The sequence below is a fragment of the Brevibacillus reuszeri genome (assembly GCF_002897295.1).
Lineage (GTDB): Bacteria > Bacillota > Bacilli > Brevibacillales > Brevibacillaceae > Brevibacillus > Brevibacillus reuszeri_A.
This window is the reverse complement of sequence record NZ_BEXF01000021.1, coordinates 87,270-110,375: the sequence shown is the minus strand read 5'-3', so window position 1 is coordinate 110,375 and position 23,106 is coordinate 87,270. Positions and strand designations below refer to the sequence as shown.

18 protein-coding genes are annotated in these 23,106 nt (G+C 49.4%); 3 read left to right on the top strand and 15 right to left on the bottom strand.

Going from position 1 to position 23,106, the window contains the following annotated elements:
• Positions 1 to 170: 170 nt before the first annotated feature.
• The 3 genes from C3B52_RS26295 to C3B52_RS26285 all read right to left on the bottom strand — a co-directional run bounded on the left by C3B52_RS26295 (position 171) and on the right by C3B52_RS26285 (position 2,468).
• Positions 171 to 689, bottom strand: a complete 519-nt coding sequence (locus C3B52_RS26295) for a DinB family protein (RefSeq protein ID WP_235615864.1) — start codon at positions 687 to 689, stop codon at positions 171 to 173.
• Positions 690 to 766: 77 nt separating this feature from the next.
• Positions 767 to 1,732: a helix-turn-helix transcriptional regulator gene (locus C3B52_RS26290; RefSeq protein ID WP_103109338.1), complete on the bottom strand. Its 966-nt coding sequence runs from the start codon at positions 1,730 to 1,732 to the stop codon at positions 767 to 769.
• Between the two features lie 88 nt (positions 1,733 to 1,820).
• Positions 1,821 to 2,468 (bottom strand): polysaccharide deacetylase family protein, encoded by a 648-nt coding sequence (locus C3B52_RS26285; RefSeq protein ID WP_103109337.1) that lies wholly within the window; start codon positions 2,466 to 2,468, stop codon positions 1,821 to 1,823.
• Between the two features lie 247 nt (positions 2,469 to 2,715).
• Between C3B52_RS26285 and C3B52_RS38045 the strand changes: the two genes are divergently transcribed.
• Positions 2,716 to 4,725, top strand: coding sequence for an ABC transporter ATP-binding protein (locus C3B52_RS38045; RefSeq protein ID WP_103109336.1), 2,010 nt, complete (start codon positions 2,716 to 2,718; stop codon positions 4,723 to 4,725).
• 57 nt (positions 4,726 to 4,782) lie between these two features.
• Here the strand turns inward: C3B52_RS38045 and C3B52_RS26275 are convergent, their stop codons facing one another.
• The 5 genes from C3B52_RS26275 to C3B52_RS26255 form a co-directional block, all read right to left on the bottom strand.
• On the bottom strand, positions 4,783 to 6,102 hold the full coding sequence (locus C3B52_RS26275) for an HTH domain-containing protein (RefSeq protein WP_103109335.1): 1,320 nt from the start codon (positions 6,100 to 6,102) through the stop codon (positions 4,783 to 4,785).
• A 148-nt stretch (positions 6,103 to 6,250) separates the two neighbouring features.
• Complete coding sequence (locus tag C3B52_RS26270; protein ID WP_201264945.1) at positions 6,251 to 7,666, bottom strand: M20 family metallopeptidase; 1,416 nt, start codon at positions 7,664 to 7,666, stop codon at positions 6,251 to 6,253.
• A 25-nt stretch (positions 7,667 to 7,691) separates the two neighbouring features.
• The gene (locus C3B52_RS26265) at positions 7,692 to 8,912 is read right to left on the bottom strand and encodes an MFS transporter (RefSeq protein WP_164684936.1); all 1,221 of its coding nucleotides are present in this window, start codon (positions 8,910 to 8,912) and stop codon (positions 7,692 to 7,694) included.
• A gap of 267 nt (positions 8,913 to 9,179) precedes the next feature.
• Complete coding sequence (locus C3B52_RS26260) at positions 9,180 to 11,411, bottom strand: heavy metal translocating P-type ATPase (RefSeq protein WP_103109333.1); 2,232 nt, start codon at positions 11,409 to 11,411, stop codon at positions 9,180 to 9,182.
• 216 nt (positions 11,412 to 11,627) lie between these two features.
• A complete protein-coding gene (locus tag C3B52_RS26255; RefSeq protein ID WP_103109332.1) occupies positions 11,628 to 11,915 on the bottom strand; it encodes a hypothetical protein in 288 nt (95 codons plus the stop codon).
• A gap of 173 nt (positions 11,916 to 12,088) precedes the next feature.
• Between C3B52_RS26255 and C3B52_RS26250 the strand changes: the two genes are divergently transcribed.
• Entirely contained in the window at positions 12,089 to 12,469 is a 381-nt protein-coding gene (locus C3B52_RS26250) for an ArsR/SmtB family transcription factor (RefSeq protein ID WP_103109331.1), read from the top strand.
• Between the two features lie 26 nt (positions 12,470 to 12,495).
• Here C3B52_RS26250 and C3B52_RS26245 read toward each other — a convergent pair whose 3' ends face one another.
• Positions 12,496 to 14,682, bottom strand: a complete 2,187-nt coding sequence (locus tag C3B52_RS26245; RefSeq protein ID WP_103109330.1) for a heavy metal translocating P-type ATPase — start codon at positions 14,680 to 14,682, stop codon at positions 12,496 to 12,498.
• Between the two features lie 162 nt (positions 14,683 to 14,844).
• Here C3B52_RS26245 and C3B52_RS26240 point away from each other — a divergent pair, with 162 nt between their 5' ends.
• Positions 14,845 to 15,270, top strand: coding sequence for a FixH family protein (locus C3B52_RS26240; RefSeq protein ID WP_164684935.1), 426 nt, complete (start codon positions 14,845 to 14,847; stop codon positions 15,268 to 15,270).
• A 10-nt stretch (positions 15,271 to 15,280) separates the two neighbouring features.
• On the opposite strand, the gene C3B52_RS26235 is transcribed toward C3B52_RS26240, so the two are convergent.
• The 6 genes from C3B52_RS26235 to C3B52_RS26210 form a co-directional block, all read right to left on the bottom strand.
• On the bottom strand, positions 15,281 to 15,967 hold the full coding sequence (locus C3B52_RS26235) for a sulfite exporter TauE/SafE family protein (protein ID WP_103109328.1): 687 nt from the start codon (positions 15,965 to 15,967) through the stop codon (positions 15,281 to 15,283).
• A gap of 110 nt (positions 15,968 to 16,077) precedes the next feature.
• Positions 16,078 to 17,466: a sensor histidine kinase gene (locus C3B52_RS26230; protein WP_103109327.1), complete on the bottom strand. Its 1,389-nt coding sequence runs from the start codon at positions 17,464 to 17,466 to the stop codon at positions 16,078 to 16,080.
• The gene (locus tag C3B52_RS26225; protein WP_103109326.1) at positions 17,463 to 18,143 is read right to left on the bottom strand and encodes a response regulator transcription factor; all 681 of its coding nucleotides are present in this window, start codon (positions 18,141 to 18,143) and stop codon (positions 17,463 to 17,465) included. The genes C3B52_RS26230 and C3B52_RS26225 overlap by 4 nt, the downstream gene beginning before the upstream one ends.
• Before the next feature lie 15 nt (positions 18,144 to 18,158).
• Positions 18,159 to 18,605, bottom strand: a complete 447-nt coding sequence (locus tag C3B52_RS26220) for a hypothetical protein (RefSeq protein WP_103109325.1) — start codon at positions 18,603 to 18,605, stop codon at positions 18,159 to 18,161.
• 2 nt (positions 18,606 to 18,607) lie between these two features.
• Entirely contained in the window at positions 18,608 to 19,855 is a 1,248-nt protein-coding gene (locus C3B52_RS26215; protein WP_103109324.1) for an efflux RND transporter periplasmic adaptor subunit, read from the bottom strand.
• 12 nt (positions 19,856 to 19,867) lie between these two features.
• Positions 19,868 to 22,918 carry an efflux RND transporter permease subunit gene (locus tag C3B52_RS26210; RefSeq protein ID WP_164684934.1) on the bottom strand — a complete coding sequence of 1,017 codons (3,051 nt, stop codon included), beginning with the start codon at positions 22,916 to 22,918 and terminating at the stop codon, positions 19,868 to 19,870.
• Positions 22,919 to 23,106 lie beyond the last annotated feature (188 nt).

The window sequence follows — 23,106 nt, the reverse complement described above, 5'->3', positions numbered from 1 at the left end:
GAGGTTTGCCGCCAACTTCCTTCAGATTCCACCTCACGGTGGACACCCTTGTCTTAGGCTAATGGTTACTACTGCCTTCACCATTCGGGACTTTAACCCTAGAGATAACGCCCATGCTGGGCGCACATGCAAAAAAGCTCTGCCTACAATCAGGCGGAGCTTTTGTCTTTCTACTTCTCTTTTGGAAGCACCTCAAACAAATAGTAAATATAGTCCGAGGAAGCACCAGCGTGTCCAAGCTGCCTCAGCATAGCGGAGATATTCCCGCGGTGATACGTGCCGTGATTGACGACATGCTGTACGATATCACAGTACCGTGCATGGATGGTTCCCATTTGCGGATGTGAATACGGGGCCGTTGCCTCCATGTCGATTTGTTGGAAAAAGTCTTTGAACTTCCCTGCCATCTCATGGAACATCTCTCGCAGCTCTGTCACGCTCTTTCCTGCTGTTTCCGAAGAGAGCTGCCCCACTACTTTTCCGACCTTTTCGTAGCTTTCCCCTTGCATCGCCAGTAACCAGACATAATCGGTCAAAAGCATATGATTAAGCGTCTTGGAAATCGTAGGAAATACACTCGGTACCTCTTGTTCACAAATTTCTTGGGGAACCTCCTGCAGTCGCTCGAACACCTTTTCATTCGCCCAGAGATGATAATCGTACGTACGCAGCGCATCATGCTTCATCATGATTCCTCCATTTTGGCTCTTCGCCTGTCTTTTCTTCCATCATAACGACTCTTACCTGACAACAGCAGTCAGTGAAGTCAGGACGACTGATAATAATCGAGCAAATCTTTTGCAACAGCTACCAATCGCTCTTTGAGAAAAGCAGGCTCTTTCACTTGAATCGACTTGCCATAAGAAAGCAGGAAATGAGGAACGTGGGTATGGACAAACTGCTCACTGATCCGAAAGTGTACCTGATCGCTTGTGCGCTCCACTACTGCATGTCCAAGAAACCAATGGCCACATAGGTCGGTAATGGCTTGCATTCTTCCTTTTACGATCACAGAAATGAGCGGCTCCTGTTCGTCTGTTTCCGGAAGCAGATTCCCAAGAAAGAATTGTCGCGCGGAAAATCCCGGTGGTCGCTCAAATGTGGCATCGGTACGGGAAATGGAGTGAATACGATCCACACGAAAGCTGCGAATCTCACTGCGAAGATGACAATACGCAATGAGGTACCACTTTGCACGCCAATGAACGAGACCATACGGGTCAATCTCACGCGTCTGGACATTTAATTGGAAGTTTTTTATATAGCCCATCTGCAATGTACAGGCATTCGCTACGGATAGCTCAATTTCTTGCAAAAAGGACTCCAAGGCAGGGTCTTGAGGAGGGAGGATCACTTCAAAGCCGATGCTATGGCGGTCAATCGTCTGGCGTTGCTCCTCGTTTGTGTACCGTTTCAGCTTGGCGATCGCACTCATCAAATCCGTTCCAAATGGATAGCCTGCCTCCTGGGCAAACACAGCTGCATGGACAAGTGCTTTTTGTTCGTTCAAATCGAAAAACAAGGGTGCCTCGGTAAATGGATGAAGCAGGCTGTATCCACCGTTGTGCCCCGCGTCAGAAATAATTGGCACACCACTCGCACACAAGGCGTCGATGTAACGATACACGGTGCGTATATTTATTTCCAAAGCCTCCGCCAATTGCTTCGCCGTTATTTTCTTTTCTGTTTGCAGCAGCCATAAAATGGAGAGCATGTTATCAGCTTTGGACATCGTAAAATCTTGCTCCCCTCTGTCGTTCTCTTCTTACTATTATTACAATTGTACTTTTCGTCTAAACAGCCAAATTCCCTGCTTTGACCTAGCGATAGGCTGACAAATGAAACATCTCGGAAATCGTAGCAAAGGTGTAGTTTTGCTCGCTCAATACCTCAATTACGTATGGCAAAGCGTCAACGGTGCCTTTTAGCGTATCTTTTGTGCCGCCTGCACAATGCTGCAAAACGACCGAGCCCGAGCTTACATGTCCAAGTATGTTTCTTGCCACCTGCGGACCGCTCAGCCCCTTCCAATCCCAGCTATCCACATCCCACAAAATGATTTCGTTACCCGCTGCACCTATCGTCCAAATTACAGCCTCATTGACCGCTCCGTAGGGAGGACGAACCAGTCTTGGCCAGAGGCCCACCACTGATTCTATTTGTTCACTCGTGCGCTTGATCTGCGCGGCAGCTGCTGTCAGCGAGATTTTTGTGTAATCAGGATGGTCCCAGCTATGATTTCCGATGACGTGTCCTTCACTTGCGATTCGCTCCAGCATCTTGGGGAAATATTTCACCATTTGTCCGACACAAAAAAACGTGGCTTTGATCTGATAATGGGCTAAAATGTCCAGCAAACGAGGTGTCCAATACTGGTCGGGCCCATCGTCAAACGTGAGCGCTACTTCCTTGGCTCTGCGTCGAATAGGAGCAGCTGTATTCGCTTCTTCTGGCGTTTTCTTTTTCATTCAATCGCTCCCTCCTTTGTCTATACGCTGATGTATTGTATGAGGTACTAACCAATTGGCAACGCTAAAAAAGCCTCAAAAGGCCTCCTATCCAGGTATAAACTTTCGGCAAAAAATTTTTTAGCATTTTTTCTTGAATATAGTATAATAGTGATAATGATTTTCATTTTCGAACAATTGTGCACAAGAGAAAATTTTGGATATACATGGGTGTTACTTCACAGAAAGCAAGGAATGGGAGGTTGTCATGGACAAAGTATTGGAAGTGAAAGATCTGCACGTCTCGTTTGATACGTATGCAGGTGAGGTCAAAGCCGTTCGCGGCGTCTCTTTTGATTTGCACAAAGGGGAAACATTGGCGATTGTTGGGGAGTCTGGTTCAGGTAAATCGGTGACCTCTCAAGCTCTCATGCGTCTCATTCCCTCTCCCCCAGGGCGTATCCCCAAAGGACAAGTCCTATTTGAAGGCAGAGATTTGGTCACTTTGAGCGAAAAAGAGATGCAGGACGTCCGCGGACGCGACATCTCGATGATTTTCCAAGATCCGATGACCTCGCTCAACCCGACAATGACCATCGGCAATCAAATTATGGAAAGCTATATCAAGCACCAAAAGCTGTCTCGCACCGAAGCGAGAACAAGATCGATTGAGCTATTGGAAATGGTCGGTATCCCGTTTGCAAAGGAACGAATTGATCAATACCCGCACCAGTTTTCCGGTGGAATGCGTCAGCGGATTGTCATTGCCATCGCACTCGCTTGTAATCCAAAAGTAATTATTGCAGACGAACCGACGACTGCTTTGGACGTGTCGATTCAGGCGCAAATCCTGGAGTTGCTCAAGGAACTGCAGCAAAAAATGGGTACCTCCATCATCTTCATTACGCATGACCTCGGCGTCGTAGCCAATATGGCTGACCGTGTAGCCGTGATGTACGCTGGCAAAATTGTAGAAATCGGTATGGTTGATGAGATTTTTTATGATCCAAAGCATCCGTACACATGGGGCTTGCTCGGCTCGATGCCGAATCTGGATACGAATGAGGAAGAGCTCATGTCGATCCCAGGTTCTCCACCTGATATGTTCCGTCCTCCGGTTGGCGATGCCTTTGCCGCACGCAATCCGTATGCGCTCAAAGTGGACCTGGAATATGAGCCGCCGATGTTCAAAATCTCGGATACACACTACGCCGCTACCTGGCTGCTGCATGAGATGGCTCCTCACATCGAGCCACCTGCTTCTGCGGTCCGCAAGAAAATCACTCCTTCCACAGAGAAGGTAGAACCGCTGCAGATGCGTACCCCCGAGGAAGCTCCAAACCCAGACACGCGGGAGAAGCTTCTGGAAATCAAAAACTTGCAGCAGTATTTCGACCTTGGCGGTGGACATACGTTAAAAGCGGTCGACGGCATCAGCTTTGATATTTATAAAGGTGAGATTTTCGGTCTTGTTGGCGAGTCTGGTTGCGGGAAGTCCACTACAGGCCGCACGATCCTCCGTCTCTATGATGCAACGGGCGGCGAGGTGCTTTTCAAAGGCAAGAGCGTGCACGGGAAAAAGACGATGGAAGAAAAGAAATGGCTCAATCGCAAAATCCAAATGATCTTCCAAGACCCGTATTCCTCGTTGAATCCACGTCTGACAGTCTCGGACATTATTGCGGAAGGCATCGATATTCACGGTCTTCATTCCAAGGAAGAGCGGATGAAAAAAGTGTATGAGCTGCTGGAAACTGTCGGTCTCAACCGTGAGCACGCCAGTCGTTATCCGCACGAATTCAGCGGCGGACAACGCCAACGGATCGGAATTGCACGTGCACTGGCAGTTGATCCTGAGTTTATTATTGCGGACGAGCCTATCTCCGCACTGGACGTATCGATTCAGGCACAGGTCATCAATTTGCTCAAGCGTCTGCAAAAGGAAAAGGGACTTACCTACTTGTTCATTGCTCATGACCTGTCCATGGTGAAATACATCAGTGACCGGATTGGGGTTATGTATCGCGGACGTATCGTCGAGCTGGCGGAAAGTAACCGTCTGTACGAAAATCCGATCCATCCATACACCAAATCGCTGCTCTCTGCTATTCCGTTGCCAGATCCGGATTATGAGCGCAGCCGCAGAAGAATCCTTTTCGACGATGAAGCCTATTTGCAAAATCAGGGCGAGGAGCGCGTCCTACGTGAGATTGAGCGCGGTCACTGGGTGGCCTGCACACAAAAAGAATACGAAATGTATGGTGGCGTATTGGTGTAAGCCAATTCCTATCAAGCAAAAAAGGAGCTGGGCCTCGCGTGCCCGCTCCTTTTTTCTTTACACCTTTTGCTCAAACAGTATTTTATACACTTTGCGTGGTCTGCCTCGCATGTATGGTTTTTCTTCTGCGACGATTTCGGCAAACCCCTTCTCCTCCAGCTCAGTCAGTATCCGGCGAGCACTTCTTTGCGTGATTTGCATATACTGGGCGAGTTCCTGTGAGCTGATTACTTCACTGGAGAGCTTGCGCAGGACCGATTTCAATTTTTGCAGAGTCGAAACACCAAGTGATGTTGCCTTGCTGATGGCATGCAATTCTTCTGAGGCATACGAATACGTGATTTGCTCGGGCTTTCCAAGTGGCCCCGCAATTTTCTTATCATCAAAGCATACGACCCACGAGCCCGTGCCGCTTTTCTTGGCATGGAGCAGCGCGTTCGTCGCATTGATTTCAGCCTCGTACGCCGTCTGTCCAATGCCGATGCCACAGGTCATCCCTTTGCGTCCCTGCTGATCGATCCCCTGGATCTCGGGGGCCATTTGAAAATCGTGCGTAATCTCTTGCAGTAAGCCTCTTGTAGTGAAGATCGCATAGCGTCCTCTCCCGACAGACTTTAGAGATCCATGAACTTTTTTAGCGTAGGTAAGCAGCTTGTCCGTATACCCGATCTCCATTTTTGTCAGATCATCAGAGGACAGCGTTTCTGAGGTCAAGCCATCGTGCAGCTCTGTATCAATCATTTGAATGGCAATTTGCGTATTTTTGAAATACAGCATCTCAAAGGTCCGCAGCATTTGGCTTGCCACGGCCGCAATCGCCATCGTAGCAGGCAATATACGATACGTAGGCAGGCCGAGCTGACGAAGCTCGGTATCGATCGGATGAGCCGTGATGGTCGCTTTAATCAGGCCTTTTTTCCATAAATCAGTGTGGTAACGTGTTACCTCATCCATCTCGTACGTCTCGTTCATAATGTAGCGCGGCTTGTCTGTGATTCCGGCTTCAAGCAATGCTTCCACTACACCTGGCACTGCTTCCGATTCTACTTCCTTGTACGAGTCAAAGCTGATTTGGGCAATCTCTACCTTTTGCTCATAGATGACTTGCAATAAGGTTTTGTACAGACTGGAGCCATTATAAGGAACGCAAAAAATGGGAGCATGAATTTCGCCCCATTGTGAAACAATCAAATATGTAATTGGGCCGGAACAAAGCCACATATCGAATTCTTCTTTGATCGGGAGCACCCTACTGTCCAGGTCTTGCTCGGTAAGACATTCAATCGGCGTGCAGTGAAACTCCGGGTATTTGGCCAATGCCGTCTGGATGACCTGCATGGAGTCATGGGGACCTAACAATCCGAGTTTAATGTTCAAGACCGCTCTCCCCTTTCACAATCAACTAGTATTAGTTCTCTCATTTAATCATGTTTATCCCCCGCCTTCAACAGCAGTATGCCTATCCCGCTTTATCCAAATAAACGGCAAAAAAGCAACGCCTTTGGACGCTGCTTTTCGTGCGAAGTTAATTTTTCTTAACGACCTCATAATGAGTGACTTCTGGTGGGATCGGACAGCGATAAACTTCCCCGTTCAGTCTTTCTTTTAATTCGGCCTTGGCCTTGGCAATTATCTCAGGCTTCTGCATGACCTCCCACGCGGTAGCGGCCATTACTTTTCCAGCATGCAGCATTCCTTTGTGCGCGATAGAGGTCATACCCTGAGCGACCATCTGCCAGGAGTGAAAAGGTGTACCCAATGCTTCACAGGCCGTCATGCATTGCGCTGTCGGCACGACCCAGCTCACATCGCCAACATCGGTAGAGCCAGGCAGGATGACAGCCGATTCACGGTACGGATTGAGCTTGTCTGAGAGCTCTTTTCCCGCCAGTTCTTTGTCAAAACGGATATCCTCCGCTTTGTCTTCGGGAGAGAGTGTCGCACGGATTTGGCTGGCGAACTGTATTTCTTGCTCGTTATGAATTGGGACGCCGAGCTGTGAAAAGCTTTTGTGCATGATGGTTTCCAGCGTAGTATTCGGAACGAGATTCGATAGAGCCGAGATGAATTGAATCTCTACCTCTGTTCCTGTCATCAATGCCGCACCTCTCGCAACATTACAAATGCGCTGATAAATTTCCTCCGTTTGTGAAACGAGTGGAGCACGAATCAGGTACAGTACTTCACCTGTTGCCTGTACAACATTGGGGGATATTCCGCCCGTATTCGTAACCGCGTAGTGCACACGCGCATCCGAAATGATATGCTCACGCAAATAGTTGACCCCGACATTCATCAATTCGACTGCATCCAATGCGCTCCGTCCCAGTTGCGGACTTGCGGCGGCATGTGAGCTTTTTCCGGTGAACTTAAAGGTCACTTCGTAGCAAGCCAGGGAACTCGTAGACATGACCGAGTTTTGCGTCGACGGGTGCCAGCAAAGTGCAAAATCCACGTCATCAAATAATCCCGCTCGTACCATGAACGTCTTTCCCGAACCAATCTCTTCGCCCGGACACCCGTAGTAGCGAATCGTTCCTGGCAGATTGTGTTCGATCATCTGATTGCGCAGGGCAATCGCCGCCGCAAGAGCACCTGTACCGAGTAGGTTATGACCGCATCCATGTCCGTTTCCTTCTTTTGCGAGGGGAGTCGGACTAGCCACGCCGCCTTGCTGGCTCATGCCTGAAAGCGCATCAAACTCTCCCATGATCGCAACGACAGGTGAACCGCTGCCATAACTACCGATGAATGCCGTCTGAATGCCGCCTACTCCTCTTTCTACAGCGAACCCTTCCTTTTCTAATGTCGTGCAAAGCAAATCAGCGGATCGGTATTCTTCAAAACCAGTCTCCGCATAGTCCCAGATTTGATCGCTTACCGAAATAAGCAGTTCTCTCTTCTGTTCAATGATTTCTGCAAGCTTGACCATCCCTATCATGACAAAGTCTCCTCTCTATTTGCTGTTACTGTGCAACTGTTTGCGATTTGTCTGTTGTTTTGAGGGTAATGGCACCGACGATCGGTAGGATCAGCATGGCGATGAGGAACCAGAAGGCAGCTGCGTACGAGCCCCCAAACATCGTGATCAGAAAGCCCATTATCGTAGGAGCAAGCGTTCCCGCGATTGCTCCAAGAAAATACAGAATTCCCATAAACGAGCCGACGATATCAGGTGCAACTACTTTGAGCGGCAGTGTCAGGATTGCCATAATGGCCGACATGATACCAATCGAAAACAGAGCCTGGTACGTTACCATCGTCATAATCGATGGCGCATTGAACATGAGATACAAGCAGATGCCTGCTAAGATAGCCCCGCCAATAATCACCTGCTTTTCACGCCCTGACCATTTCTTGTCGAGCATCCAGCCCGTAAAAAGTGATGCAAGAAGCCCGCACGTATTTGGAATCATCGAGAGCGTTCCGAGTGACATCAGATCCAAATGACGAACCTTTTCCAAATAAGACGGAATCCATGAGGAGGAGCCCCAGTTAACGAGACTAGCTCCAAAATAAATGATCACGAGAGTCCACAGCAGTCTGTTGGAAAACAAGCTGCCAAGTGCTAGCTTCTTGCCTGCCTGCTGCTCATTTGCACTCGCTGTATTACTCGGTGGACGATAGTAAATGCCCAGCAACAGAGCTACGACAATCCCTACTCCACCTGTGATATAGAAAATACCTCTCCAGCCCATATAGACGGCAATGGCTGCTGCGATGATGGATGCCAGAGTAGCACCGATCATTTGGGCAGACAGCAGAAATGCTTTTGCCCGCGCTCGCTCTTGTTTCGGAAAAATCTCAGTAATCGCCACTGCACTCGCTGTTGGCAAGCAGCCATCGGCAAGCCCGACCAACAGCCGCGCGAGAATCAGCGAAGCGAATGACCAGATCATGCCTGTGAACAAAGAAAATAACGAGAAAATGAAAATCGAGGCAATGACAATTTTTCTGGAGCCGAATCGATCCGACACCCATCCCGCAACCAGCGTCATGAGCGCACTACTCAAAAAGAAGCTGCTCAAAATCATGCCTGTTTGTGATTCATCCAAATGGAGCTCCTTGCTGATCGGGATGATGACAATATTCATGCCAAACAGCCCTAGCGAATCAATGATCCATCCCAGAAAAAGCAGCGCGAACAACAAGTATTTCTTTTTCCCCAGTACTCCTGCAGCTTCCACACGCAATCCCCCACTCATGATTGTCTAAACCACTACGACTCGAAGAACCTGAATGCGCTTACACCTTTGTCAAAAACCGTTGTATGCATCCTTGAACTGTTTGCTCTATTTACGGACTAATAACGGTCGTGAAAATTATTATATAATCCACCTCTTCAAATAGCTACAGGTAATTTTGAAATGTGAGAAAATACCGTTCTCTTCTTTGGATAAAACAAAAAGAGCCGCAGGGACATGCCCTCGGCTCCTCGTACTTTTCATCTGACATTATGGCTTCATTCGCAATAGACGCATACTGTTTAAAATCACGATCAACGCTGCTCCAGTGTCACTCAATACCGCCAGCCACAAGGTGAGCCAGCCCGGAAAAATCAAGACGAGCGCCACTAGCTTGATGATAATGGAGAACCAGATGTTTTGCTTAATAATTTGCAGTGCTTTGCGGCTGATGTTTACCGTATGCGGCAGCTTTTCCAGATTGTCTGCCATCAGCACGATGTCAGCAGTCTCCATCGCCGTATCGGTACCTGCGCCTCCCATGGCAATCCCCAGATCAGCAGTCGCCAATGCAGGCGCGTCATTAATTCCGTCGCCCACCATCGCTACGACTTTGCCCTCTTTTTGCAGAGCCTTGACTGCTTCTACCTTGTCTTGTGGCATCAGCTCGGCAAAATAGCGACTGACTCCGGTCTGCTTCGCCACCTTTTCGGCAGTACCGCTATTATCACCCGTCAGCATCACGATCTCGTTTATCCCCGCTGCTTTTATCTTGCTGATAGCGCCGACTGTGATTTCCCTGATCGTATCAGCTACGGCAATCATTCCGAGGATAGCCTGAGAGGTCCCGACAATGACTAGTGTATTTCCTTCGCTTTGCAGTGCTTGAATCTTTTCTTGATAGGCGGTGAGGTCTACCCCCAGCTCTTCGAACAAGGCAGGCTTACCCGCATAGTATTTTTGGCTGTTGATCGTAGCCTCGGCGCCTTTTCCGACAATCGCCTGAAAATCTTCGCCTGCGAGAGCTGTGATATTATTGGCATTGGCGTATTGAATAATTGCCTGTGCAATCGGATGGCTGGAGCGCTCCTCAATCGTTTTTGCGATCGCGAGTACCTCTGCCTCGCTCCCTTGCACTTCCATAACCTGTGCGACCTGCGGCTTGCCTTCTGTGAGCGTACCGGTTTTATCAAAAGCGATCGCGCTAATGACTCCAGCACGCTCCAAAAATGTACCGCCTTTGATCAATACGCCGTTGCGTGCTGCATTGCCGATTGCAGATACGATTGCTACCGGAGTCGAAATCACCAAAGCGCACGGGCAGGCAACCACCAGAAGCTCCAAGCCTTTGTAGAACCATTCTCCCCATGTCCCCCAGGCAAAAAGCGGTGGAATCACAATCACCGCAAGTGCCAAAATCAGGACGACCGGTGTATAGATCGCAGCAAATTTATCTACAAAGGCTTGTGTAGGCGCTTTTTTCTCCTGTGCTTCCTCCACCAGATGAATAATCCGCGCAATCGCTGTATCTTCTACCAGCTTGGTGACCTTGATTTCCAGCGAGCCGTTTTCGTTGACACTTCCCGCAAAAACGGAATCGCCAACAAGCTTATCTACAGGGATGGACTCACCTGTAATCGGAGCTTGATTGACACTTCCCGTCCCTTGGACAATGATTCCGTCCAATGGAATTTTCTCCCCTGGCTTGACTACGATCACTGCACCCAGGCCGATGTCCTCAACAGGTACCCGTGAAAGTGACTCGCCCTGCTTCACCCATGCTTCAGGAGGTGCCAGATCCATCAGGTTGCGGATAGAGTCCCGTGTCTTCTCAATCGATTTGGTTTGCAGCAAATTCCCGATTGAGAACAGCCAGACAACGGTTGCTCCTTCTAGCCACTCGCCAATCAATGCCGCTCCAATCGCAGCGACTGACATCAGTACGTTCATGTCGAGCGATCTGCTCTTGATCGCGTAAAACGCACTGCGAGCTGGTCTGTAGCCACCAGTGATGATGGCAAGTGCATACAAGATCGTAATAAGCAAAGGAGATACACTTGTATAGGAACCGAGAAAACCTAATACCAGCAGCACACCTGAAATGATCGTCAGACGCTCTCCTGTCCGATCAGAGGGTTGCGCCTGTTTATTTGCCCGCTTCGAAAGCGGCATTGCTGTATAGCCGGCCTTGGCTACTTCCTTCACGATTGCCTCGTCTGCCAGCCCTTCTTGTACGAGCTGCATTTTCCCCGTGGAAAAATTGACAACGACATCCTTTACAGCAGGCAATGATTTCATGTGCTTTTCCAATGATTTGGCGCACGAGCTGCAATCCATCCCATGAACCCGGTAAACAACCGCTTGTGAGGAAATCAGGCTTGCGCCATCCCCTGCAGCAGCCACATTGCCGAGCAGCGGCAAAATTTTACCTGAGCTACCATGCTCTGAACTACAATGCTGATGATCTGAGCAGCAAGCGTCCTTCTTTTGTTCATCTGACATCTGCTATCACCTATTTTCCAAACATCTATTTTACCCAAGCACCATACATTTTATGAACATTCAAATGAATATTTAATTATTATATTATCCTAACACAGTTTTACGTTCAAGAATCATTTGGAGTATTTTGCCTATTTTTTTGAAACTTGTCGGTCTTAAAAACGAAAAAAGAGACTCCCCATACACCGGGAGCCTCCTGCAAATCACTGCACTTTTTTATTTGGTTACGACATTAGGAGCCGTTTGCCAGCTTTCTCCGCAATCCAGACAAACGCATTTGATTACTTTACGCTTCTCTAATGAAAGACGTACCGCAAAGAGTACAAATGCACCTGCCAGTCCGAGGAACAGGTAGATCACAGGTGTTCCTTGTAACGATATGCCGATCAAGGCCAGCACCAGAAGGACAGCTGCGTAAATAATGATATATAAACGGCGATTGATCATTTCAGTAAAATCTACTTTGGTGGAACGACACTTGGCGCATTTCTGCTGTACATTCATTGCTCTCTCTCCCTACTCGTTACTCACCCGCTCGGCGAGGCTTGTCAAATCCATCTTACACGAAAAGCAGGAGAGACACTACACTGCCACCAAAATGTCTTTTTTCCTTTCCACTTTTCATAGGAATGACTATAATAGTAGGACATTGTGCGTAAGCAAGAGGTGATTTTCTGGTGTCTCCAAAACAGCGGGATGATGTCTGTGAAGTTCAGTGTTTTGATGATGAAAAAGTAAACCGGTTAAAGCCGTTCGCAGTCGAATCCGAGGGAGTAGCGAAAATCTTCAAGGCGTTGGCTGACGATACCCGCGCAAAAATCATTCACATCCTGTCCATGGAGGATGAGCTTTGTGTATGCGATATTGCCAACATCATCGGCAGCTCGATCGCCAACACCTCCCACCATTTGCGGTTGTTGCGCAACATGGGGCTCGCCAAGTATCGCAAAGAAGGAAAGCTCGTATTCTACTCGCTAGACGATGACCATGTTCGCCATCTGATTACGGCAGGAGTCGAGCACGCCAAAGAACAACGAACGCCGATCCGAGCTACCTGATAGCTCGGTTTTTTCTTTTTGCGTAGTCACTCCATCCTGCTGTTACGCAGCCGAAGTGCATTCAGCACCACCGAGACAGAGCTGAATGCCATTGCTACCCCTGCAAGCCACGGCTCCAGAAAGCCAAGCATGGTGGCTGGTATCGCAACCGTATTATAAAATAGCGCCCAAAACAGATTTTGCTTAATATTTTTCATTGCTTTTTGACTTAACGCAAAAGCATGCACGACTCCTTTTACATCCCCATGCATGATCAAAATGTCAGCAGAGTCCTTGGAGATTTCTGCCCCCGTTCCCAATGCAATTCCGATATTGGACGCCATCAGTGCAGGTGCGTCGTTTACACCATCACCAACCATGACAACCTTCTTCCCTTTTGCTTGCAAGCCCCTGATTAATTCTGCCTTTTGTGAGGGCAAAATCCCTGCATAGACGTGCTCAATTCCTGCTTGTCTGGCAATGCTGTGGGCCGTGAACGGATTGTCTCCAGTAATCATGATCGTTTCCTTTCCCATGCGAATTAACCGTTGTACAGAGGACCTCGCATCCTCTTTTAGCCTGTCGGACAACACCATGTAGCCTGCTAACTGTTCGTTTATCGATACGAGTGTTACCATTTTTCCTTGTGCCGCATGAGCATCTATCTTTCCCGTAGCAAACGCGATATCCACGTTTTTGCCGCTCAAAAATTTGGGTGAGCCGATCAGGATCGAATATCTCTCTACCGTTGCATGGACGCCATAACCAGGATAGGACGTAAAGGATGAAGCTGTCGGTATGCTGATCCCACGTGCTCTGACAAAAGCTACGACAGCGGCCGCCAACGGATGTTCAGAGGTCATCTCTGCCCCTGCCACCAATCGCAGGAACGCTTCCTTTTTCCACCCACGTATCTCCATGTCCACGACCTCATGCTTGCCGAGCGTCAACGTACCCGTCTTGTCAAAAATCACCGTGTCTACCTTTTGCAGCGTCTCCAGGTACTTTCCTTGCTTGAATAGTATTCCGAGCTGAGCTGCCCGTCCCGAAACGACCAGAATGGACATCGGCGTGGCAAGACCAAGCGCACACGGACAAGCAATGATGAGCACTGCGATCGCCTTTTCCAGCGATTCGCCAAATGCTTGTGCCGTAAAGAAATAGTACCAGGCAGCAAAAGTAATGAGCGCAATCGTGATGATGATCGGGACAAAAATATCGGTAATTTCATCTGCCAGCCGCTGGATGGGCGCTTTTGAAAGCTGTGCTTCCTCCACCGTTTTTATCACCTGTGTCAAAGCCGTATCCATGCCGACTTTGGTTGTTTGTACTTTGAGCCAGCCGCTTTGGTTTACTGTCGCCCCGATGACCGAATGCCCACGCCATTTTTCAACAGGAAGACTCTCCCCTGTGAAAATCGACTGATCGATGCTCGCATGTCCTTCGAGGACAACCCCGTCCGTCGGAATCCGCTCCCCTGCCTTGACGATAAAAATATCGCCTACAACCAGCTCTCGAACAGGAATCTGGCGAAGCTCCTCTCCGCGAAGAACATTGGCGACCTCAGGCTGGAGCTGATGAAGCTGCCTGATCGCGTTTTTCGTCCTGTCCTTGGCCATCGCTTCTAAATATTTGCCGAGTAGCAAAAAAGTAAAGATGACCGCACAAGACTCGTAGTACAGCGTCACATGCTGAACAGACTGTCCGATCGTCCTGAAGGTCAGGTAATGACTGTACAAAAAAGCAGCGGACGTGCTCAGCACAACCAGCACATCCATGTTTGCCGTCTTGCTTTTAAGCGCATTCCACGCCCCTATGTAAAAGGATTGTCCGATAAAAAGCTGAATGGGCAGAGCGAGTGCAAGCTGGAAAAAGGGGTTTAGAAAAAGCTCGGGCACCCAAATAAACGAGGTAAAGGAAAAATGCGCAGCCATCGCCCAGAGCAGGGGGAACGTAAGGATTGCGGACAAAATGAACCGCTGCAGCAAGACGGATTTTTCCGCATGAGGTTCTTCTTCTGTATTCAAGGTTGCCTGAAACCCTAATTTTTCAATCTTTTCTATGATTGCTTGATCGTTAATTTGCGCGCCATCAAAGGCCACCCATGCTTTGTTCGTAGTCAAATTGACAGAAACCTCGATTACACCCTCCGTTTTTTGCAATCTTTTCTCTATGCGATTGGCGCAGGCAGCACATGTCATTCCCGTTACCTGATAAATTTGTACGGTCGTCATCGCTTAACTCCCCTTCATCTCCCAAACATGTCCCCTAGTAATCACTATGCGGACAGGCAAATTTATAGACGAGGAAGAATGAAATGCTGAAAGCCTGAATACGATATGGTGCTTGGATTCAGAGAGAAAGTGGTGAGTGTTCTGAGGAAATCGGCATACGCTTTGGCAATTTTGTCCCTTGTTTTTTTACTCTTTGCCTGCTCTGCGCAAGACGAGCAAGAGCATTCTCAGCATGGGGCAGCTACAGCCGCTGCGACCACAACCCCTACTCTGGTCATACAGGATTTGTCCATTCCCTTGCAGGTTGAGCTTGATCCAGCAGACGCCCGGATTTTAAAAGAAAACCAGCTGCGCATTCGTATACCAAGTGAGCACCTCGACAAGCTAAAGCAGGCAAAAGTCTCTGTCACCCTCACCATGCCCAGCATGGATCATGGGGACGTGAGCTTCGAGGCAGTCGTAGCAAAGGACGGGGAGTTTGTTGCAGCTATCGTTCCGACCATGGTAGGAGGGTGGCTGGCTACGATTACGTTTGAGGTAGATGGAAAATCTGCCACTGCTACATACCCCTTTGAAGCTGTGCCCTGAGCCCTGTTCGTCACCACAGCCATGGATTGATATGGGGAATCCAGCCGTTGATGACCATGCCTCGCATGATAGATATGAGTCCGATGACGAGAGCGAGAGTATTTCCGATCAGCATGACCTTTGATCGGAGCGCTTTCGACAGCACAAAGGAGCATATCCCAATAAAGATCAGTGCGGGCAGTGTACCAACACCAAAAAACAGCAGCGTGAATACACCTTGCAAGGCACTTCCTGAAGCAGCCGCTTTCATATGCATGGTATACGTAAGACCACAAGGCAAAAAACCGAGCAGTAATCCACTGACAAAGACCGGTGCTGCCCCCGGTCGCGTTTTTAGCTTTTCCAGCAACTGTTGAATGGCTGGCAGCTTCAGTGGACTCCATTTGTCCAGCGGCAGTGCCACCTTTTTTCCGATCCACAAAATGATAAACAGGCCTCCGAGAATGTTTGCGATGCCCTGCAGACCTACGATCGTTCCTGCTGCATTGACGAATGACCCGATAAAACCCATGAAGGCTCCGACACCCATATACGTCAAGATCCTGCCAAGATTGTAGGCCAAGATTGTTTGCGCAAGCGATGTCTTGGACTGAAAAGTCATGGCCGACATGATGCCCCCACACATGCCGATACAATGCGGGGCGCCCAGCAGTCCTGTCAAAAAGATTAACGCGTAATCCTGCAGACCAGCACTCATCGCATTGTCCCTCTTTCGTCTGTCATGTGATCCCTTTTCCTACATTAATGGTGCCGGCCTGCTTTTATGCCTAGATCTGCGCACGCAGCAAACCCCCGAAAGCATTTTGCTCAGGGGGTTTGTTCGTTCTTGGGCAGACGGACGGCAATTGTCGTTCCCACTTTTTCTTTGCTCTGAATCTCGATGGTGCCTCCTGCTACCTGTACGATTTTCCTGACGATGGACAATCCCAAGCCACTGCCTGTGGCTTCCCGGTTGCGAGCCTTGTCGCCTTTGTAAAAGCGGTCAAAAATATGCTTCAACTCTTCCTCCGATATCCCGATGCCATTGTCCGCAATGGTCACGACGAGCTGTGCTCCCACTTCGAGCTTGATCGTAATCGTACCAGCAGGCGGAGTGAATTTGATGCTGTTGGAAATCAGGTTGACCCACACCTGGCTTAGCAAATGCTTGTCTGAGGTGATTGTGACTTCTGGCAGATCTAGCTCGATATACAGCTTCTTTTGCTGCCACTGATGCTCCAGCATGAGGATGACCTGACGGATTTGTTCATCCAAACGAAAGACGGACGGCTCGTACTGGCCTGTTTCCTTATCCAGCGAGGCAAGCGTGAGTAATTGCTTGCTCAAAGCAGAAAGGCGTCGACTCTCCTCCTCAATGATGGCTAAATACGTTTCCTGCTGCTCACGGGTCACTCCGCCGCTTCTGATCGCCTGCGAAAATCCCTGGATGGAAGTAAGCGGCGATTGGATTTCGTGAGACACATTGGAGACGAACTCCTGTCTCATCTCATCCAGCTGCTTGAGCGACTGCGTCATTTGGGTGAAATTCGCCGCCAAATCACCGATCTCGTCACGCCGGGATATATCCAGCCGAATATCGTACTGACCCTCCGCCAGCTTTTTCGTCGCTTTGGTTAAGGTCTGGAGCGGCTTCACCAGATAACGGGTAAAAATCAGGATCAATACCAGGCTGAGTATAAACATCGCTGCCAAGAGGAAGGCAAACAGGATATGCACCTCACCAAATTGCTGCTCGATGTTTGGCCGCACAAACAGCGCATACCTTTTTCCATTTGCTTCAAGTGGCAAACCGATACTGTTTTTTAATGTGTTCTGAAAAAAGCCGGTTACAAACAAGCCGTGCCGCTCTTCCGTGATTCCTCGATAAATCTCACCGGCAAGTACTTTTTGAACTACTTCAGGCTCGACCTTTTCTTCCCGAAACGGAGCGCCAAATTCGCTTTTCACACCGTTTTCATCCACGAGATAAAGCTGAAAGTTCAAATTGGCGATATGTGTCATGAAGCCAGACAAATCAAGTGAGTCATTGTGCTCGTACATGTCGACAATTTGCTGTCCGATCCGGGTAATTTTCTCTTCGTTGTACGCTCGCAGATTGCGCTGATAATACTCGTTGGCGAGCAAAAAGCCGAGCGTTCCACTAATGATGACGATCGCAATAAATGTGAGAACGAGTCGTACATAAAGGGACTTCACGAGCTTCGTACCTCCAGCTTGTAACCCAAGCCACGAACCGTGGAAATGACAAAGTCATCCGTCTTGTCCGTGAATTTTTCCCTCAGCCGCTTGATATGGACGTCGATAGTCCGACTTTCGCTTTCATTGTTGCCTCCCCACACAAGCTCAAGAAGCTGATCTCTCGTAAACGTCCGATCCGGAAAGCTGGCTAACTGTACAAGCAATTCAAACTCCTTGAGCGGTAGATGAATCACCTCGTCTCCTACCTTTACGACATGGCTCAGTCGGTCGATGACCGTTTTATTCATGACGATGACTTGTTTACTGACCATCTGGTAGCGCCTAAGCAGCGCCTTGATCCGGTACAGCAGCTCGGTAGGCTCAAATGGCTTGGTGAGATAATCATCTGTTCCCGCCCGAAAGCCTTTTTCCTTGTCTCTCACCTCGCCCCTGGCAGTGAGCATCATCACGGGAATATCGTATGCTTCTCTTATTTGGCGGCATAGCTCCAAGCCGTCTTTTCCAGGCATCATAATGTCCACGATGGCGAGATGAATCGCTTCTTTCTCCAGGAGAGAAGCAGCCTGCTCTCCATCAGGCGCGGCTATGACGTGATAGCCCTCTTTGGCTAAGTAAAACCGCAGCAGCTCCCGTATATGTGGATCATCATCCGCGATTAATATAGTAACCTTCATCAGGATTCCTCCTTGTTACGCCAGTCTCAGGCTGACGACGAGAACAACGGCAGCGATCGCTACGACGAAAGACAACGACAAGCCGAAAAATCTTTTACTCATTTGAGTATAACGGGTAGCATCTCCTTGTTTCAGTGCCTTACGCAAATTTCTTGTCCACAAGGTTACGAAAATAATAAACAGGAGAATGACCAAGCCGCCGCCTTCTTCCATCAGCTTGAGCCAGAGGGGCTTTTTTTGTCCGATCATTCCCGCGTGAACAAGCATGCCTACTCCCGAGAGAAGGACCGCAAACGCAGCCGCCTGCAGTGTTGACCAGACTGTTTTGTTCGCCAGGGCTGTTGCCACTTGTCCTTGTTCAGTATGAGCCTTGTAGCTGCCAAGCAGCAGCATGACGATGACTAACGCCCCAAACCAAACAGCCAAACTGATAATATGTGTAAAATACATTCCTGCGTACATGATCATTCTCCTTTTTTATCGTATTCGCTGATGCTCACTTGACTGCCGTCCTGCAAATCTGATTGTCCTTCCACCACGATCCGATCTCCGGGAGCAAGCCCCTGACCGATGACAGCCGCCTGTGTGTCGCTCTCTATTTTCTCTATCTCCTGCTTGTAGGCGCGATCCCCTTTGACCACATACACATACTGCTTCCCATCCAGTTCCAGCAAGGCTTCGATCGGGAGCACGATTCCTTTTTGTTCTTCGGAGCCTGTTACCGTCACATCAGCCCGCATTCCGGGACGATAGGCTAGATCCCGATTCGGGAGGCGAATTTCCACCGGGAACAGCTTTGTGTCACGAGCAGCACTAAGGCCAACAAACGTGATCTCCCCCTCGATTTTCGTACCGAGCGCAGGAATGGACAGCTGCATGGACATCCCTTTTTTTAACGAGGGAAGAGCATCCTCATCTACCTGAATCGTGACCATTACATGATCGAGGGACACGATTTCACCTACTGCGCCTTGGTTTGCAAGCTGATCACCAACAGACACAGACAGTTGATTAATCACTCCGTCCATCGGAGCCTTTATTTTGGAATCTGCCAGTGCTCGCTTGGCTTTCTCAACCGCCAGCTTGGCTGCTTCCACATCCGCAGCCGAAACCTGAATTCCTGCCAAATCCTTTGCTTCAGACTGTGTACTTGTGCGGTAGCTGTTTTGAGCCCGTATCCATTCATCCTCCGCCGTACCCAGCTGTGCTGCTGGCAATGCCCCTGCCTCTACCAAAGCTTTCACACGGTCATAGCTTTCTTTGGCATTGTCCAGCGCTTGCTTGGCGAGGACTCTCGCTGATGACACTTCTTTCGTATCTGCGTCTTGGCTCGCTTTTGCCTGTGCGAGTCTTGCGATTGCGGAGGCAAGCTTGCTTTCTTGCTCCTCTACATCTAGCTGTTGCTTGGTGCTGTCTACTTCTCCAATCAGCTGCCCCTTTTTGACTGAGTCTCCCTTTTTCACATACAGCTTGGTGAGCGTTCCAGATGCTTGAGTAACCACTGTGCTCGTATCCTCTGCTGCGATGCTGCCGATATACGTTCGTTCATTGGACAGCATCGCTTCTTTCACAGTCAGGACTGTAACCGGAATACTGACAGAAACCGGTGGTGCTTCTTCCTTTTTCTCCTGCTCATCGGTGCAACCCACCAGCACGAGTCCCATTGTGAGCATGAGACTCGCAGCGATTGCACTCATCCGCCGCTTGTTCATCTCTTCCCCTCCTCACATCTGCCCCTGTGCATTTTGCAGTCGCTTGCGATTTTGCTTGCGGAAAGCGAAATGATGCAGGCTCTCATAGCCAACTGGTACGACAATCAGTGTCATCAAGGTGGAGGAAAGCAGCCCGCCAATTACGACTACAGACAAGCCTTTGGACAACAGGCTTCCTTCTGAAAAACCGAGTGCCAAGGGCAGCATGGCTGCAATCGTAGCTACAGCAGTCATCATGATTGGGCGAAGGCGTGTCCTGCCTGCTTCGACCAGAGCCTCACGGACGGGTAAGCCTGCCGTTCTATGCTGCTGCACCCTGTCGATCAGCACGATTGCATTTGTCACCACAATTCCAATCAGCATCAAAAAGCCAATCATGACTGTCATATCCAGCACTCCGCCCACCAGCCACAGTGAAAGCAAGCCTCCAATGGAAGCAAGGGGCAATGACAAAAGAACAGCCGCTGGTGACAACAGATTGCCAAAGGCAGCAACCATCACAAGCAATACCAGCAAAATCGCGGCTCCCATCGCAGCGAGCATTTCCGTAAAGCCCTTTTGCAAGTCTTGTGAAATGCCCTCCGCGCTCATGGAAACACCCGGTGGCAGCTTCATTTGCTGTAGAAGACGGGTCTGCTCAGCTGCTACCCCGCCTTTATCCGCACTGAGAATATCAGCGTTTATCTGGATGTACGGTTTTCCTTCCTTACGCAATAGCTGTGGCGCCACCTCATCCTTTTGCAGAGAGGCGATCTCTTTGAGCGGTACCTGTTGGCCGGACGGAGTTTTCACCCACACCCCAGGCACTTGCTCCAGTGCTACCTTTTCACCGAGACCAAAAGCTAGCGCGTATTCCTCGCCATTAAGCTTTAGGCTTTTCATGTTGGTTGTGCCGATCGCAGCGCCAACCTCTTTTGAGACTTGCTCAGGAGTCAGCCCCCGTAGCAGGGCTTGATCACGATCTACCTGGATCGATAGCTGCCCGCGTGTCTCGGATACATTGTCTTTGATATTTGCCAATAACGGATTTTGTTTTAGTTGCGCTTTAACTGCTGCTGCCGCTTCCTTTAACGTAGTCAGGTCGGCACCATACAGCACAAGCTGGTAGCCTCCCTGTCCTCCGGCTGCTGGTTTGCTAAAGGTGACTTGTGCACTAGCCGGGATCAATGGCTTTACTCGCTCGCGAAGCTGGGATAGTACTTTATTTTCGTCAGCACCCGGCTCTAGCTTGATTGTCATGTCAGCTACATGAGAGCGCTTGGCAGCATCGTCACTTGCGCCTATCTTGCTTTGGATGTACATGACTTTCGGTTCTTGCAAGACAGCTGCTTCCACTGCACTTGCAGTCGCGCTCGTTGTTTCAAGGGATGTGCCTGTTGGCATGCTGACTTTTATATAGAGAAGATTCATATTTAACTCGGGTAAAAATCCTGTCGGCAGCTTGGCAGCCAGCCCAATGCTTCCGACAAACAAAACAGCTGTGAGCACAGCGACTTTGCCTTTATTCTCAAGCGCTGCGCGTAGCAGACGTGTATACAGCCCGGAAATGTTTCCTTTGTGGAGTTTCTGCGTCTTTTCATGTCGCATGGTTATACTCGCTAACAGCGGAACAACGGTAACCGCAACGATGAGCGATGCCAAGAGCGACCACGTAACTGCCGCAGCGAACGGCTTGAAAAAGTCCCCAAGCATCCCGCTGACAAAGGCAATCGGCAAAAAGACTGCTACTGTTGTGAGCGTCGAGGAGGTAATGGCACTTCCCACCTCACCTACTGCCTTGATAATCGTCGATTGGGTGCGCGGTTCTGTCAGGAGACGCCGGAAAATATTTTCGATCACGACAATACTGTCATCAACGACTCGCCCGATCGCCACAGTCATCCCAAACAGGCTCATCAAATTGATTGTCATACCGTTAAACTGCATAAGCATGACACTAACTAGCACGCAAAGCGGAATCGACACGACAACGATGAGTGTAGTTTTCACGTTGCGAAGGAACAAATAGATGACCGCAATCGCCATTACGATCCCCATCGCTCCCTCTTTTGCCATCCCGCCAATCGAGCTTTTCACAAATTCAGAGCGGTCCGAGACCAGCTCAAAATTCAAATCCGGATATTTCACGCGATAGCCTTCCAGCTTTTCGTGGATGGTATCACTGATCTCCACGATATTTCCCTCAGTCGTTTTTGCAATTTGCACAGCAACTGCCGGCTTTCCATTCAATCTGCTGATCGAGCTGCGCTCCGTCTCCCAATTCACATCTGCCAAATCACTGAGCTGTAAATAGCCTTGAGTGCCATTCTCGGCAGCTGGCATTCGGATTCTCGTTTTCCTCAGCTCATCCAGACTCTTGTACTCATTGGTGAAACGGGCGATGTAATCTTGACCCGCATCTGTGACACTCCCGACTGAAGTAGCGAGATGCTGTCCAGTAATCGCCTGCCTCAGATCGGATACGGTCATGCCATAGTAGTGCAGGTCATCCTGTCGGGGGTTGATTCGAACGAGCCTCGTTGCCAGTCCGATCACGTCTGCCGATTCCACCCCGCTAATTGTTTGCAGGTCTTCTACGATGGTGTCCTTCACCAATCGATAAAAGGCATCATCCGTACGCAGCTGCTCTTTATTGCTTATCGCGAGGAAATACATGGGCTCAGAGCCTACCACGCTGAGCTTTACCTTGGGCCTGCCTGCTGTATTCGGCAGCTTGGCATTGGCGACGCTTTTTTCCACCTCGGCCTCCACTTTTTCCATGTCAGCCGCAGACTCGATGGAGACCGTGATCAGCGAGTGATTTTCCTCTGAGCTGGAAATATACGTCTTTACCCCGCTGACCGTATCAATCACTTTTTCCAATGGCTTGGTGACGTCCTCCAACACATCCTCCGAGGCTGCATTCGGGTAAGCTGTGGAGATCGTGAGCATCCCCAGCTGGGCTTGCGGTTCACTTTCTATATTGATGACGGTAAAGGAAAAGATCCCTCCCAGCGCAACAAGCAGCGATAGGATTACCACCATTGCTGGATTTTTTAACGATAATCGGGTCAGCCACTGCACTCGTCTTTCGCCCCCTTTGCTCCCTTTTCTCATCCACCTCATGCGGGCAGATCAGGCTACGTAGATCACTATAGAGGCTCAATATGAACGACTGATGAACAAACCTTGACGAAATGGGGACGGACTACCTACGACAAAAACTACGACAAAAAGCCATCATCACCTGAGGCAACAATGGCTTATTTTTT

Bases quoted from the DNA above. Each gene is read 5' to 3' on its own strand.
- C3B52_RS26295 (WP_235615864.1), bottom strand. From the start codon at position 689: ATGATGAAGCATGATGCGCTGCGTACGTACGATTATCATCTCTGGGCG.
- C3B52_RS26290 (WP_103109338.1), bottom strand. From the start codon at position 1,732: ATGTCCAAAGCTGATAACATGCTCTCCATTTTATGGCTGCTGCAAACA.
- C3B52_RS26285 (WP_103109337.1), bottom strand. From the start codon at position 2,468: ATGAAAAAGAAAACGCCAGAAGAAGCGAATACAGCTGCTCCTATTCGA.
- C3B52_RS38045 (WP_103109336.1), top strand. From the start codon at position 2,716: ATGGACAAAGTATTGGAAGTGAAAGATCTGCACGTCTCGTTTGATACG.
- C3B52_RS26270 (WP_201264945.1), bottom strand. From the start codon at position 7,666: ATGATAGGGATGGTCAAGCTTGCAGAAATCATTGAACAGAAGAGAGAA.
- C3B52_RS26260 (WP_103109333.1), bottom strand. From the start codon at position 11,411: ATGTCAGATGAACAAAAGAAGGACGCTTGCTGCTCAGATCATCAGCAT.
- C3B52_RS26255 (WP_103109332.1), bottom strand. From the start codon at position 11,915: ATGAATGTACAGCAGAAATGCGCCAAGTGTCGTTCCACCAAAGTAGAT.
- C3B52_RS26245 (WP_103109330.1), bottom strand. From the start codon at position 14,682: ATGACGACCGTACAAATTTATCAGGTAACGGGAATGACATGTGCTGCC.
- C3B52_RS26235 (WP_103109328.1), bottom strand. From the start codon at position 15,967: ATGAGTGCTGGTCTGCAGGATTACGCGTTAATCTTTTTGACAGGACTG.
- C3B52_RS26225 (WP_103109326.1), bottom strand. From the start codon at position 18,143: ATGAAGGTTACTATATTAATCGCGGATGATGATCCACATATACGGGAG.
- C3B52_RS26220 (WP_103109325.1), bottom strand. From the start codon at position 18,605: ATGTACGCAGGAATGTATTTTACACATATTATCAGTTTGGCTGTTTGG.
- C3B52_RS26215 (WP_103109324.1), bottom strand. From the start codon at position 19,855: ATGAACAAGCGGCGGATGAGTGCAATCGCTGCGAGTCTCATGCTCACA.